The organism is Eubacterium album, from assembly GCF_025336545.1.
GTDB lineage: Bacteria > Bacillota > Clostridia > Lachnospirales > Lachnospiraceae > Eubacterium_U > Eubacterium_U album.
In genome coordinates this window covers 1-15,938 of sequence record NZ_JAODBU010000013.1, presented here as the reverse complement: position 1 = coordinate 15,938, position 15,938 = coordinate 1, and the positions used below count along the sequence as shown (strand labels likewise).

The 15,938-nt window shown below is 33.1% G+C and carries 12 protein-coding genes; 8 read left to right on the top strand and 4 right to left on the bottom strand.

The window, feature by feature from the left end; all coding sequences use genetic code 11:
* Positions 1-128: 128 nt before the first annotated feature.
* The gene (locus N5B56_RS12000) at positions 129-485 is read left to right on the top strand and encodes an Hpt domain-containing protein (RefSeq protein WP_147586521.1); all 357 of its coding nucleotides are present in this window, start codon (positions 129-131) and stop codon (positions 483-485) included.
* Positions 486-827: 342 nt separating this feature from the next.
* Here N5B56_RS12000 and N5B56_RS11995 read toward each other — a convergent pair whose 3' ends face one another.
* From N5B56_RS11995 to murC, 4 genes are all read right to left on the bottom strand, one after another.
* Complete coding sequence (locus N5B56_RS11995; protein ID WP_022089203.1) at positions 828-1,997, bottom strand: ribose-phosphate pyrophosphokinase; 1,170 nt, start codon at positions 1,995-1,997, stop codon at positions 828-830.
* A 20-nt stretch (positions 1,998-2,017) separates the two neighbouring features.
* On the bottom strand, positions 2,018-3,010 hold the full coding sequence (locus tag N5B56_RS11990) for an ATP-binding protein (protein WP_022089204.1): 993 nt from the start codon (positions 3,008-3,010) through the stop codon (positions 2,018-2,020).
* Between the two features lie 10 nt (positions 3,011-3,020).
* Positions 3,021-4,184: a DnaD domain protein gene (locus N5B56_RS11985; RefSeq protein WP_260979060.1), complete on the bottom strand. Its 1,164-nt coding sequence runs from the start codon at positions 4,182-4,184 to the stop codon at positions 3,021-3,023.
* A 352-nt stretch (positions 4,185-4,536) separates the two neighbouring features.
* Complete coding sequence (gene murC, locus N5B56_RS11980; protein WP_260979059.1) at positions 4,537-5,919, bottom strand: UDP-N-acetylmuramate--L-alanine ligase; 1,383 nt, start codon at positions 5,917-5,919, stop codon at positions 4,537-4,539.
* Between the two features lie 423 nt (positions 5,920-6,342).
* On the opposite strand from murC, the gene N5B56_RS11975 reads away from it, so the two are divergent.
* From N5B56_RS11975 to N5B56_RS11945, 7 genes are all read left to right on the top strand, one after another.
* Complete coding sequence (locus tag N5B56_RS11975; protein ID WP_147586517.1) at positions 6,343-7,614, top strand: glucose-1-phosphate adenylyltransferase; 1,272 nt, start codon at positions 6,343-6,345, stop codon at positions 7,612-7,614.
* Positions 7,614-8,732, top strand: a complete 1,119-nt coding sequence (gene glgD, locus N5B56_RS11970; RefSeq protein ID WP_147586516.1) for a glucose-1-phosphate adenylyltransferase subunit GlgD — start codon at positions 7,614-7,616, stop codon at positions 8,730-8,732. The genes N5B56_RS11975 and glgD overlap by 1 nt, the downstream gene beginning before the upstream one ends.
* A gap of 81 nt (positions 8,733-8,813) precedes the next feature.
* Positions 8,814-9,086 carry a septation regulator SpoVG gene (spoVG, locus tag N5B56_RS11965; protein ID WP_022089209.1) on the top strand — a complete coding sequence of 91 codons (273 nt, stop codon included), beginning with the start codon at positions 8,814-8,816 and terminating at the stop codon, positions 9,084-9,086.
* 323 nt (positions 9,087-9,409) lie between these two features.
* Complete coding sequence (gene pth, locus N5B56_RS11960; protein ID WP_147586515.1) at positions 9,410-9,964, top strand: aminoacyl-tRNA hydrolase; 555 nt, start codon at positions 9,410-9,412, stop codon at positions 9,962-9,964.
* Positions 9,965-10,070: 106 nt separating this feature from the next.
* A complete protein-coding gene (mfd, locus tag N5B56_RS11955) occupies positions 10,071-13,583 on the top strand; it encodes a transcription-repair coupling factor (RefSeq protein WP_260979058.1) in 3,513 nt (1,170 codons plus the stop codon).
* Positions 13,584-13,690: 107 nt separating this feature from the next.
* The gene (locus tag N5B56_RS11950) at positions 13,691-14,440 is read left to right on the top strand and encodes a hypothetical protein (RefSeq protein ID WP_260979057.1); all 750 of its coding nucleotides are present in this window, start codon (positions 13,691-13,693) and stop codon (positions 14,438-14,440) included.
* Positions 14,441-14,457: 17 nt separating this feature from the next.
* On the top strand, positions 14,458-15,258 hold the full coding sequence (locus N5B56_RS11945) for an SDR family NAD(P)-dependent oxidoreductase (RefSeq protein WP_022089213.1): 801 nt from the start codon (positions 14,458-14,460) through the stop codon (positions 15,256-15,258).
* Positions 15,259-15,938: the final 680 nt, after the last annotated feature.

Here is a 15,938-nt window from a genome sequence, read left to right as displayed (position 1 = left end):
TTAGTAGATGCTACATGCTAATCAATTTAAATAATAAATAATGAGATTGGTAATGTAATAAATTTGTGGGGATTGGGTTTACAAAAACAGAAAATAAAATTGAACAGGTTAAATAGGAGGAACAGACTATGACTACAAAAGAATGCTACGAAAAGATGGGCTCAAACTATGAAAAAGTCCTAGGAAGATTAGGCAGTGAAATGATAATCAAAAAATTTGCAATTAAGTTTTTAGACGATTCAAGTTTCCAGAACTTAAAAGATGCATTAGCAGGCAAAAATTTGGATGATTCATTTAGGGCAGCACACACATTAAAGGGTGTATGTGTTAATCTTGGATTTGACAAGTTATATGAAGCAAGCTCAAAGATTACTGAACAGTTAAGAGCAGGAAAGCTTGAAGGCTGTGATGAAATGTTTAAAGATGTAGAAAAAGAGTACGAAATGACAATAAGCGTACTTAAAGAATTCGCAGAACAGAACTAGAGTTAACTGCAACAGATTTGTAATTGACTATAGCTAACTGCAACAGAAAGAACTGGAATTGACTATAATTAATTCCGACAGAATTATAATTTATTAAAACAAAACGGCTAGAACAGAGCAATTTGTACAAGAGATAAAGAATAAATACATAACAATTTAATGCATAAAAAAATAATACATAAAAATAAAACCTTCAAGAGATATGAGATGATATATCCAAAAAGTTTGTTCTTTGGAATTTCCTCAATATAATCTTTTGAAGGTTTTTGTATTAAAAAAACTGTTGCATTTGCAACTATGGTTGTAAACACAACAGTTTAATATTATAGTAAATTAACTCAATTATTTATTATTATATTCATTAATCTTTTTAGTAATCTTATCAATTGGGTTTAAGATGTCACTAATTGATGCGTCATGGTTTAATCTGTCAATGAATAAAGCTGTAAATTTGCTTATATCAACATTGATGTACCATTCTTTTTCAAGAAGCTCTGGAGTCTGGTAAATACTGTTTGTAGTCATAACTCTGTAAATTAATCCCTGTTCATAAGCTTCATCGAATCTCTCTAAACCATTTGTAAATAAACCAAATGTAGAAGCAACAAATACTCTGTTTGCTTTTCTCTTCTTAAGCTGTTTAGCTACGTCTAACATACTATCACCGGAAGAAATCATATCATCAATAATTAAAACATCTTTACCTTCAACGGAATCCCCTAAATATTCATGTGCAACAATTGGATTACGTCCATCTACAACCTTTGTATAATCACGACGTTTGTAGAACATACCCATGTTAACACCTAAAACGTTTGCATAGTATACAACTCTTCCCATAGCACCTTCATCAGGGCTGATCATCATTAAATGGTCAGAATCAAGTTTAATATCAGGAACATTTCTTAAAAGGTTTTTAATGAACTGATATGTTGGCATAACTGATTCAAATCCACTAATAGGAATTGCATTATTAACTCGAGGGTCATGAGCGTCAAATGTAATAATATTATCAACACCCATATTTACTAATTCCTGAAGCATTACAGCGCAGTCCATAGATTCTCTAGATGAACGTCTATGCTGTCTGCTTTCATATAAGAAAGGCATGATAACTGTAATTTTACGTGCTTTACCACTTGCAGCAGCGATAACTCTCTTGATATCAGCATAATGATCATCTGGAGACATATGATTCTTTTGACCGCATACTGTGTATTCGATACTGTGGTTAGTAACATCATCAATGATGTAAAGGTCACAACCACGTACAGTATCTTTTAAAGCGCATTTTGCTTCACCTGTACCAAATCTAGGAACGCTTACGTTTAGAAGATAAGAATCCTTAACATATCCTTTGAAGGTAATAGGTGATTCTTTGGCTTCAAGTCTTTCACTTCTCCATCCGGAAATATAAGCATCAACTTTATCTCCGAGAGCTTTACTTCCAGGTAAAGCAACAATTGCAAGCGGACCTACAGGGATAGATTCGATAAATTTTTTGTTAGACATTTTTAGATTTCCTCCGTGTGTTAATTGTTAAATTTACTTTTTATTCTTATATCATCGCCAAAAATCTTCATAACAGTATAATTGCCAACTGCACGTGAAAAAATACGCTCAGTATAGTTTTGCTTCAATTCATCTACTGAAAGATTTGAAGAAATAATAGTAGATTTTTGACGTATAAGGCGTTCATTAAGGCAATTGAAAAGTGATGAGGCAGTAAATGAATTAGCCATTTCCGTGCCAAGGTCATCAATAATCAATAAATCACAGCTTAGAAGTTCTCTCATACTAATATGTTTATTTCCCGTAGATTTGTGGCTGTTAAATGATAAATCAGCCAACAGGTCAAATAATTGAACTGCAGATAAATAAATAACAGAGTAAGCCTGTTCTATAAGTTCTTTAGCAATGCAGTTAACTAGAAAAGTCTTGCCAACACCTGCATTCCCATAAATCAAAAGACTTTCATGACTGTCTTTAAAATTCTTAATAAAATACCTGCAATGGTCAACAACATCCTCAATATTTTCAAGAGGAGTTTTTCCCGTAATAGAATCTACTTCGCCACTATTGTAATAGTCAAAGTTAAAATTGTCAAAGTTTTCTCGCATAAGAATCTCTTTTAAGTTAGATTGTGAGTATAATTCCTCAACAACAGCCTTAGTAAAGCAGTGGCATGGTTCACCATTTATAAAACCTGTATCTTTACAGTCAGGGCATGTAAATATCTCATCCAGATAATCACATGGAAAACCGGCGGCAAGTAAAGCAGCCTTCTTATCATCTTTTAATAAGACTAATTCCCTTTTTAGTGAATCAACTGCTGAAGAATCCCCAGCTAAAGCTTTCCTTCCGGCTGAAATGGCCAAAGAACTAATCTGGTGGCTTATTTCTTCAACTTCAGGGGCTTTTTCATAAACCTTGGCAATTCTCTCTTCTAATTCAATTTTATTGTTTAAACGGCGCATATTATACATATTGCTAATAACGTCGTATTGTTCTCTTTTTAAACCCATAATTTAAAACCTATTTTCTATTTGTAGATGAAAGTAACATTTTTTCTAACTCAATAGAATCGTATGTACGCTCGTCCATGTTTTTAAACTTCTTAAGACTTGCTGAGCATGATTTGTTAGAAGCCTTAGAAGCCTTAGAAGCCTGAAGAGATGAAAACTTCTCAGAAACTTCTTTAGCATGTTCTTCATCTAACTGTTCAACTTGTGATAACTCTGTAATACCGTTATTATACCATCCTTTAAGAATTGTGTCAGCATAAGGAAAACTTGCTGTATGGGTATGTTCTATTGTACGGTTGCAAGCTTCAACAATAATATCTTCTGAAAAATTATAAGTTTCTGTCCATTTAGAAATGTAATTAACATCCTTCTTTGCTGCGTTCTGGTCAGTTAATCCAAATATTTTAAATACACTCTTATAAATTGATTTCCTGATTTTTGTATCAAATTTAATATCATCAATAGTTGTAATTCCACGTTTATAATAGTTGACAGCTGACTTTTCGATAGAGCCTAAAGTATTATTTCCTGATGAAATGCACATCTCCATAAGATATTCGATAAAATCAGAAGATAAATTTAAACCATCAATCATATATAAAATAGAATTAACATCATTACTGTTTAATGTCTTACCAAGATAAGTTTGGGCAAGAAATGTTAACTGCTGAACCCTTGGATCCTTGCTGAATGCGGAAATTTCTTTAGAAGTATATTTGCGCTTGGCAGGAATTGCATTTGCAGGTGCAATACTTTCGATTAATGCAGGTTCAGAATTAACATCTTCATAATTGCCATAAAAAGTATCGCCAACAGCTCTTGCTGAAACCTGGCTTCCTGAAGAGTTTAATATTGATTTGACATAAAATTTATTAGTTGTATATGCTTCCATGCGAATTCCGTTAACATGCATGTCCTCATCTCTTGAAAGAGAAATAAGACCGAGGCGTTCCCAGTAAGATAACCCACGTTCAACATCACTTTCAGTAAAACATAAAAGATCAGCCAAAGCATCTGTTGTTATTTCAGTAGAATGTCCGGAAACTAATCTTAAAAGATATAAATATATTTTAACAAATTCGCCATTGGCATTTGGCATATATTCATCAATAAAAAGATTAGATACTGATGTTAAATCTGTAAAATTCCCTCTATCTATAACTAACTTACCCATGATAAAAACCTCTCAAATTCTCAAAATGTTATGTAAACCAATTTCTTGAGAAAGCAAAAAAATAATAAAGGTCAAAATCCTTTTTCTCTCTCAAGCAAGACAAAGTATAGCACAATAAATTTTATTTGAAAAGGGTTAAAAAACACTGAAACGCCCATTTTTAAAGGGGTTCAGGCAAATGTTAATAATGTTAATAATGTGAATAACTTTCGAAAATAATTTGTCGAAAATTGTAAAAAGGCTTTAAATAGGGCATTTATCAGGTTTAAAAATATAAAATGTTATGTAAACTAAAAATCCGTAAAAATGTTGATAACTTTTTACCACATTTTTACGGATAGTGTTAATAACTCTATTTACCTAGCAGCTTTTCGCCGATTTTATAGACATCTCCGGCACCCATAGTTATTAATAAGTCATTATCATTACAATTTTCTAATAAAAAATTTTCAATTTCATCGAAAGTTGGAAAATAATGTACTTCAGTACCTAATTTTTCTATTTCATCAGCCAAATTTTTAGAACTAATTCCTAAAGTGTTCTTTTCTCTTGCTGCATAAATATCTGCAAGAACAACAGCGTCAGCCTCTGATAATGCTTTTGCAAACTCAGGAAGTAGAGCCTTAGTTCTTGTATATGTATGAGGCTGGAATACAACCCATAACTTTGTATGAGGATAATGTTCAGCAGTCTTAAGCGTTGCAGTAATTTCATCAGGATGATGAGCATAATCATCAATAATAGTTATATCACCAAGTTTGCCCTTGAATTGGAAACGTCTGTCAGTTCCGCCATAAGCTTCAAGACCATTAAGAATATCTTCTTTATCAATATTTAAAAAGTGAGCAGTTGCAATTGCTGCAAGAGAGTTATAAATGTTGTGCATACCTGTTACCTTTAAAGTAACTCTGTGCTTAAATTCTCCTTCAACATACAAATCATAGCTTCCATGAGCAAATTCATCAAATGTAATATTTTTTGCAGTGTACATACTGCCTGATTCTTCAGAACCTACAGTAATAACTTTGCAGTCTAAGTCTTTTGTAAAATATTCGAGATTGTCGATGTCTCCGTTGATAATTAAAGCTCCGTTAGCAGGAAGTAACTCTGCGTATCTTCTAAAACTATGACGAATATCATCTAAATCTTTAAAGAAGTCAAGATGATCTGCGGCAACATTTAAAATGATGCCTACAGTTGGTGCAAATGATAAGAAGCTATTTGTGTATTCGCAGGCTTCAGTAATCATTGTTCCAGAGTGACCAACTCTGGTGTTACCTTTGATTGCAGGCATAATTCCACCGACTAAAATAGTAGGGTCAGTATTTGCCTGAAGTAAAATCTGTGAAATCATTGAAGTTGTAGTGGTTTTTCCGTGAGTTCCTGAAACACCAATTGCAACATCGTAATTTTTCATCATTTGTCCTAAAAACTCTGCACGTGTTAATGTTGGAATCCCATATTCTCTTGCAGCTACTAATTCAGGATTATCATTTTTTACCGCAGCTGTATAAATAAGTACATCAGTGTCAGGTGAAACATTTTCGTTACGTTGACCGTAGAAAATCTTTGCACCTAATGATTCAAGATGTGCTGTAATCTGTGAATTTTGATTGTCAGAACCTGTAACAGTGAAATGTCTTGATAACATAATTTCTGCTAAAGCACTCATGCTGATTCCACCAATTCCCGTAAAATGTAATTTACATGGTTCGTTAAAATTTAAAATATACATTTGTGATACCTCTTTTAATAAGTAATAAATTTTGGTTACTTTATAATAAGTAGTAACAAAATAAAAGTTTTCAATATTATAAGAAAGTAATTATTTTTCACTTTATTTTTTACTGAAAAAACGCCATATTTACTGAAAAATAAAGGCTAAACTCTCCTATTTGCTTTATAAGTATACTCTTAAAAAAAAGAAAATAAAAGGAAAAATTTAAGATTATGACATTAAAAGAATTGTTAAAAAAAAGACAAATTAGAAATTAACTGCAATAATATGGCGGAAATTGTTGAAAATGCACAAAAAACTAAATAAAAACGTTTCGTATATAGAAAAATGTAATAAAAAAATCTAAGAAAATCCTTTAAATATGGGCAATTAAATGGTATAATTTAACTACTTTATAAAATTAGCAGCGAGGTGAACGACATGATTAAAAAAGAGATGATTGCCATGTTACTCGCAGGCGGACAAGGAAGCAGACTTGGAGTTTTAACATCCAAGGTAGCTAAGCCTGCGGTTGCGTTTGGAGGCAAGTATAAGATTATTGATTTTCCACTTAGTAACTGTATTAATTCAGGTGTAGATACTGTAGGTGTATTAACACAGTATCAGCCATTAAGACTTAATGCCCACATCGGCATTGGAATTCCATGGGATCTAGATAGAAATATCGGAGGAGTAACAGTATTACCTCCATATGAAAGAAGCGAGAATACAGACTGGTATACAGGAACAGCTAATGCTATATATCAGAACATTGATTATATGCAGAGCTATAATCCTGAGTATGTAGTAATTTTATCAGGTGACCATATTTACAAGATGGATTATGAAGTTATGCTTGACTACCATAAGGCTAACAATGCAGATATTACAATTGCAGTTATGCCGGTTCCTATTGAGGAAGCAAGTAGATTTGGTGTTGTAATTGCAGATGAAAATCACAGAATTACAGAGTTTCAGGAGAAGCCACCTGTACCTAAGAGCAATTTAGCATCAATGGGTATTTACATATTTAGTTGGGATGTACTTAAGGAAGCACTTTTAGCACTTAAGAATCAGCCTAATTGTGACTTTGGTAAGCATGTAATTCCATACTGTTTTGATAAGGAACAGAGAATTTTTGCTTATGAATATTCAAGCTATTGGAAAGATGTAGGAACATTACAGTCATATTGGGAAGCCAATATGGAATTAATAGATATTGTACCTGAATTTAATTTATATGAAGAATTTTGGAAAATATATACTAAGAGCAGTTCATTGCCACCACAGTATGTAGCCAAGGAGGCATCTGTAGAAAGATGTATCATAGGCAACGGATGTGAGATACATGGTAATGTATCTAACTCAGTAATCAGTGCCAATGTTGTAATTGAAGAAGGAGCAATAGTTAGGGATTCAATTATTATGGACAATACGGTTATTAAGAAAGGAACTGTAGTGGACAAGGCAATCATTGCAGAGAATGTCGTTATCGGTGAAAAATGTACAATTGGAACGGGTGAGTATGCAGAAAGTAAACTTGATACAAGAGTTTATGCCAGTGATTTAGTAGTTATTGGTGAAAATTCAACCGTACCATCCAATGTTACAGTTGGAAGAAATGTAGCTATATCAGGTAAGACTGTAATTAGCGATTACCCTGACGGAAAACTTGAATCAGGAGACTATATAATTAAGGCAGGTGAAATTTAATGAGAGCGATAGGAATTATTTTAGCAGGTGGAAACAGTAACAGATTAAAAGAACTCTCAGCAAAAAGAGCCGTAGGGGCAATGCCAATAGCAGGTAGTTACAGAGCTATTGATTTTGCTTTGAGTAATATGAGTAATTCTCATATTCAGAGAGTAGCTGTACTTACACAGTACAACGCATGGTCATTAAATGAGCACCTTAGTTCATCAAAATGGTGGGATTTTGGTAGAAAGCAGGGAGGCTTATATGTATTTACTCCGTCAATTACATCTGACAATGGTTTCTGGTATAGAGGAACAGCAGATGCAATTGCACAGAATATAGGATTCCTTAAGAAGAGCCATGAGCCATATGTAGTTATTGCATCATCTAATGCAGTTTACAAGTTAGACTACAATAAAGTATTAGAATATCATATTGAAAAGAATGCAGATATAACAATTGTTACAACAGATTTACCGGATGGTAAGGTATCTAATTATGGAGTAGTAACAACTAATGATGATGGACGTATTGTAAAATTTGAAGAAAAACCAATTGAAAGTGATGGAACTTTAATTTCAACAGGGGTATATGTAATTAGGAGAAGATTACTCATCCAGTTGATTGAACAGTGTATGGAAGAGGACAGATATGATATCGTATCTGACATTATACAGAGGAATAAGAATAATCGTAAGATTTACTCTTATAAGACTACAGATTATTGGAGAAATATTTCTACAGTTGATGGATATTACAACACAAACATGGATTTCCTTAAACCGGAAGTAAGAAATTATTTCTTTAAAACATATCCGGATGTATATTCTAAGGTTGAAGATTTACCACCGGCAAAATATAATCCGGGAGCAGGTGTCAGCAATAGCTTAATTTCAGGCGGATGCATAGTAAATGGAAAAGTAGATGATTCGGTTGTATTTAAACAGGCTTACATCGGAAATAACAGTACGATAAAGAATTGTATTATACTTAATGATGTTTATATTGGAGACAACGTACATCTTGAAAACTGTATCGTTGAAAGTCACGGAACAATTAAACCTAATACAGAAATAATTAATCATGAAAGTGAACCTAAAATTATAATAGAGCGTAACTTTAGATACGGGTTATAAAAGTATTTGACGCATTGATATGTGATGATTGATGCGTAAAAATAAAAGTAATGTTCTACAAAACAATGAGGAGGCAAAAATATGAATATTACAGATGTAAGAGTCAGAAAGATGACAAAAGAAAGCAAGATGAAAGCGGTTGTTTCAATTACAATTGATGATGAATTTGTTATTCACGACATCAAAGTAGTAGAAGGTGAAAAAGGATTGTTTATTGCAATGCCTAGTCGTAAGGCAGCAGATGGTGAATATAGAGATATTGCTCATCCAATCAATTCACAGACTCGTAATTCAATTCAGGAAATTGTTTTAGCAGCTTATGAAAAAGCATTGTTAGAACCAGATCCAGAATAGACATAATGTAAATTGGAATAAAAATAGTTATTATCTTAAAATGGCATGCCCGATTGTGGTTATGCCATTTTTAATTATACACAATTTTAGAAATTTGGCGAATGTATAATCGCTGAGAAGAAGCAAAGTAGCATCGAAGTGCTATGCACAATAGTCATATGTATAAAAAAATTGTGTGCAGTTTAAATTAATTTATTGCTAAAAAGTCTTTAAATAAAGAGCAATAAAGGGTAAACTATAATAATAAAATGTAAAAGATAAAGAGATAGTAATAAATGAGAAGGTCTTTAGAAAAAAATTTATAAAAATAAAGGAGAAAATACATGTACGCAATAGTAGGACTTGGAAATCCGGACAAAAAATATGACAAGACAAGACATAATATAGGATTTGATGTAATAGATGAATTAGCATCTCAGATGGGAGTTCAGGTAAATACAAGAAGACATAAGGCACTTTGTGGAATAGGAATGATAGGAAATGAAAAGGTCATACTTGTAAAGCCACAGACATATATGAATAATAGTGGGGAATCTGTAAGAGAAGTAATGGATTTTTATAAATTAGACCCACAACAGGAAATAATAATAATAGCAGATGACATCAGTCTAGATGTAGGGAAGATAAGAATAAGAGCTAAAGGAAGTGCCGGTGGTCACAATGGACTAAAAAGTATAATAGCCCATACCGGTACACAAAACTTTAAGAGAATAAAAGTTGGAGTAGGTGAAAATCAGGGAGATTTGGTTAATCACGTGTTAGGAAAATTCGGTAGCAAGGAAAGAGAAATCGTAGATGAAGCGGTACGAAACGCTGCATCAGCTGCTGAAGTAATGATTCTAGAAAATATTGAGACTGCAATGAACAAATATAACTAAATTAAAATAATGTTGAGGTTAAAAACTCACAACTTTGATGTCTACGGATTGTTTCATGCTACGCCGCCACAATTCTGGCATCATTAAAACAATAAGGAAGGACACAATGAATACATTTTTTTATCCACTACAAAAATTAAATGGATTTGAACGCGCTAAGGAATGCCTTGATACAGGAAAAACATGTCAGGTAACAGGGTGTGCGGATTCTCAGCTTGCACATTTTATAACAGGATTAAGCGATGGCTACAAAAATAAAGTCATCGTTACTTTTAGTGGAACAAAAGCAAAGGAACTTTATGAAGATTTAAAAGCATTTGATAAAAATGTTGTATTGTATCCTGCGAAGGATTTCATATTCTTTTCAGCAGACGTACATGGAAACGTAATCCTGCAGCAAAGACTGGAATGCATAAAGAAACTTGTAGAAGATAAACCATGTACAATTGTGACTACAGCAGATGGACTTATGGATAAAATAATGCCATTAGACAGAATTAAAGAAAATGTTTTGGAAATTTCTGAAGGTAGCATTATTGAAATGGATGCAATAAGACATAAGCTTGTTCAAATGGGATACGAGGGAGCAGAACAGGTAGAGTCACCGGGACAGTTTGCTGTAAGAGGAAGTATTATAGACATTTATACATTGACAGACGAAGTCCCATATAGAATTGACATGTGGGATGATGAAGTTGATATTATAAAAAGCTTTGAGGTAGAAACACAAAGATCAATAGAAAATCTTGAAAAAATAACAATATATCCGGCAACTGAATATGTATTAACAAAAGAAGAAATAAGAGCCGGAATTGATAAAATAAAAAAAGACTTAAAGAAAAATTCTGAAGCACTTAGAAAACAATTTAAAACAGAAGAAGCGCATAGACTTGAAGTTATAATAAAAGAATTTATAGATAATGAAGAAATAAATGAAAATGGAATGTCATTTGATAGTTATGTAAACTATTTCTATGATGGAATGGTAAGCTTTATTGACTATTTAAAAGATGCGGCGTTCTTTATAGACGAGCCAAAAAGAGTTGATGAGCAGATGAAAGCTGTTGAGACGGAATTTAGAGACAGCATGAGCAATCGTTTAGAAAAAGGTTACGTTTTGCCGGGACAGACTGACATTGTGTGGAGTAGAAAAACAATCGAAAGTAAGATAGACTCAGTAAAGAAAGTGTTATTTACTTCATTAGATCAGACTGTAAAGAATTTTACAGTAGATGAAATTGCATCTGTAGAAGCAAAAACAATAAGCCCTTATAATAACAAATTTGAAATGCTAGTTGAGGATTTAAAAAAATATAAAAAACAAAAATATCAAGTAATAATGGTTTGTGCAAGCCTGACGAGGGCAAAAAGACTAGCAGAAGATTTACGCGGGTTTGGCATAAGTGCATTTTACGAAGAGGATAAAGAAAGAGAAGCACTTAGTGGAGAAGTAATGATAGTGACAGGACACCTGCGCGGAGGCTTTGCTTATCCTATGATAAAATTTGTAGTAATAAGTGATACTGATATTTTTGGCGAGAAAAAGAAAAAAAGAAGAAAGAAACATAATTATTCAGGTTCACATATTTCAGATTTTTCAGATTTAAATATAGGCGATTATGTTGTACATGAAAATCACGGACTTGGAATCTACAAAGGAATTGAAAAAATTGAAGTAGACCGCACCGTGAAGGATTATATAAAAATAGAATATGAAGGCGGTAGCAATCTCTATATTCTTGCAACTCAGCTCGACATGATTCAAAAATATGCTGACAGTGAAGCAAAACCACCTAAGCTTAATAAATTAGGTGGAACTGAATGGAAAAAAACAAAAACAAGAGTTAAAAAGGCAGTGGCAGATATTGCCGACGAGTTAATTGAATTGTATGCGACAAGACAGGACAGCACAGGATTTGTATTTAGTCCGGACACAGAATGGCAAAAAGAATTTGAAGAGATGTTCCCGTTTGAAGAAACAGATGACCAGTTAGAAGTAATTTCTCAGGTTAAAGCGGATATGGAAAGCACAAAGACTATGGACAGACTTGTATGTGGAGACGTAGGATTTGGAAAAACAGAAGTTGCCATACGTGCGGCATTCAAGGCAGTACAGGATAATAAACAGGTAGTATATCTTGTGCCGACAACCGTTTTAGCGCAACAACATTACAAGACATTTACACAAAGATTCAAAGATTTTCCTGTAAGAGTGGAAATGCTTTCGAGATTTAGAACAAAAGCAAATCAGGAGCAGACAATAAGAGATTTGAAAAAAGGTTATGTAGATATCGTAATCGGAACCCACAGAGTTCTTTCAAAAGACGTGAAATTTAAAGATTTGGGTTTACTTATAATAGATGAAGAACAACGATTTGGTGTAAAACATAAAGAGAAAATTAAAGAACTAAAAAATAATATAGATGTATTAACGATGACTGCAACGCCAATTCCAAGAACATTGCATATGAGTCTTATCGGAATAAGAGATATGTCTATTATGGAAGAACCACCACAGGATAGAATGCCGATACAGACATATGTAATGGAATATAATGATGAAATCGTAAGAGAAGCTATAAACAGAGAACTATTACGAAATGGTCAGGTTTATTATGTATACAATATTGTACAAAACATAGCAGAACGTGCTGCCGAAATACAAAGACTTGTGCCTGATGCAAATGTAGCATTTGCACATGGTCAAATGAGTGAGCGACAGTTAGAAACAATTATGTATGATTTTGTAAATGGAGATATAGACGTATTAGTTTCTACTACTATAATAGAAACAGGGATTGATGTTTCAAATGCAAATACAATCATAATTCATAATGCAGAAAAAATGGGATTATCTCAGTTGTACCAGCTTAGAGGACGAGTAGGTCGTTCAAATAGGACTGCATATGCGTTTATGATGTACACAAGAAATAAATTGCTATCAGAGGTAGCAGAAAAGAGACTTGGTGCAATAAAGAATTTCACGGAATTAGGTTCCGGCGTAAAAATTGCCATGAGAGATTTGGAAATACGAGGAACCGGAAATTTACTTGGAGCGCAGCAACATGGACACATGGAGGCGGTAGGTTATGATCTGTACTGTAAAATGCTAAATGAAGCAATTCTTGTAAGAAAAGGAAAAACTCCGACACTTGAATTTGAAACAAAAATTGATGTACTTATAGATGCATTTGTTCCTGCAGGGTATATTAAAAGCGAGAGCCAGAAGATGGATGTGTATAAACGAATTGCAGGCATAGAAACGCAGGAAGAATACGAAGATATGCAGGATGAGTTAATAGACAGATTTGGAGAAATGCCTAGACAGGTAGAAAATCTGTTGAAAATTGTACTCATAAAAGCAACAGCACATGAAGCTTATATAACTGAAATAACAGGAAATAAGACAAAGCTTAAATTTACAATGCATCCTACGGCTCCGATTGAAACAGAAAAAATACCGGAAATACTAAGCAAATACAACAGAAGATTAAAATTAATTCCGGACAAAACACCTTACTTCGAATATATTCCGATGAAACCGGCAAAAGACGCTGATGAATTGATGGAAAATATGCGAAAAGTAATTGAAGATATCCGAAGCTTAAAAAGAAGTTAATCAGAAGAATTACTAATGATGGAAAAAATATAACATAACAATAAAATGGTTATGGCTGAGCAAATCTCAAAAATAACAACACAGCAGCATAAACAGGAGTAGAATCGATGAAAAATAAAAAAATGATGGCTACACTTACATGTTTTGTAGTGGCAATGGCTATAGTGGGATGCACAAGTAGCAAATCCCCTGATACCAATAAGCAGAAGGAAGCTACTACGGAATCAGTAACAGTAGAATCAAATTTAGAAAATTCATTAACACAAAATAATAATGAACAAAATAATCAACCATCTAGTGAAAGCCAGACAGTTGCATCAAAAGAATCGATAGGAATAAAAATAGAAGACACTGATTCTAAAGCAGACATAGCGGACATATATATGGATGAAGTTCGATATTATGCCTACAAAACACAGGCAACATACGAAGTTTATTATATGTCAAAAAATAAAGAACTTAAGTGGAATAAAAAACTAAAAATAGGTGTAACACTAGAAGAAGGAGTAAAAAGCCAGATACTTAGCGATATTTGCGAAAGACAGGCATTATACGAGGAAGCTTCAAAATATGACGTGTCCTTGAGTGCAGAAGAAGAAAGCGAGGCAAATGAAGAAGCTGACTACTATTTAGAAAATTCCAGCGAAAAAATGTTATCAAAAGTTAATATTAGCAAAGAAAGACTAGTTGAAATTTACAAAAAAGAAAAAATTGCAAAAAAAGTTGAAGATATATTAAACGCAAAAGAAAAAAATAGCGCAGATGAAATGTATCAACAATGGAAAAGCAAAGTTACAATTGTAATGGAAGAACCTTGGGGCAAAATAAACTTTTCAGAAAAAATAATGGAAGAGTAAAGAAAGGAGAAACTGATATGGGATTTTTAACAGGAAAGACAGCCATTATAACAGGTGGAGGAAGAGCAGTATTGCAGGATGGAAGCTGTGGTTCAATAGGTTACGGAATAGCAACGGCTTATGCAAAAGAAGGTGCCAATTTGGTACTTACAGGACGTAACGTTAAAAAACTTACAGACGCAAAAGAAGAATTGGAAAGCAAATACGGAATAAAAGTATTGCCAATTCAGGCTGACATAAATGCCGGAGCAGACAATGAAACTGTTGTTGCAAATGTAGTAAAGCAAACAATAGATGAGTTTGGAAGAATTGATGTGTTAATAAATAATGCACAGGCATCAGCTTCAGGAGTAACAATAGCAGATCATACAACACAACAATTTGATCTCGCAATGTATTCAGGAGTTTATGCGGCTTTCTACTATATGAAAGAATGCTATCCGTATTTAAAAGAAACAAAAGGCTCTGTAATTAATTTCGCATCAGGTGCAGGACTATTTGGAAACTATGGACAGTGTGCTTATGCTGCAGCAAAAGAAGGAATCAGAGGACTTACAAGAGTTGCTGCAACCGAATGGGCAGCAGACGGCATAAATGCAAACGTAGTATGCCCACTTGCATGGACAGCTCAGCTTGAAAATTTTGAAAAAGCTTATCCGGATGCATTTAAAGCAAATGTAAAAACACCACCAATGGGACATTTTGGAGACGTGGAGAAAGAAATAGGTCGCGTATGTGTACAGCTTGCTTCTCCAGACTTTAAATATATGAGTGGCGAAACGCTTACACTCGAAGGAGCCTTAGGCCAAAGACCATAGATAATAAATAAAAAAATTAAAAATAATTACGGATTATTCTAACTAAATTGGGATAATCCGTAATTTAGTTTACATAATATTAAAAAGAAGGAAATGGCTTAAAAAATTTTACGGTAAAAAATAGAAAAAAGAAAATAATCCGTAAATAGTAAAATGATATTTTAGAATAAATAAAAAACAAATCCAATCTAACATAAAGTATTAATAGGTACCAGACAGATTGATTTTAGAATATAAATTAAAACAAGTTAAATACAACACAGATAAAGTCATACTGATATTATATTTAAATAATAAGTAAAACCAATTCTATTAATGTAGGATGACAAAGATCGCTAGAAGTAATAATTGCAGTTAGATTTAATTGACAAATACATAAAAATAAAAAAATTAAAAAAGCATGTTGACAACAGTCGAAATACGTAGTATTATACACAAGCTGACTGCTGAGACAGCAGTTCAGACAGAAAAATTTAATTGATTCTAAGTTTTGAATAACGAAGAAAAATATAAAAAAGTTGTTGACAAAGCAAAACAATCGTGATAATATAAACGAGTTGTTGCTGAAACGGCAACAAGCAAAACAAGAACATTGATAATTGAACAGCAACCATCCCTGAAAATGAATAAAAGATTTTCAGTGAACGTCATCAGAAATGATGAATTCCAAAACAACAGTA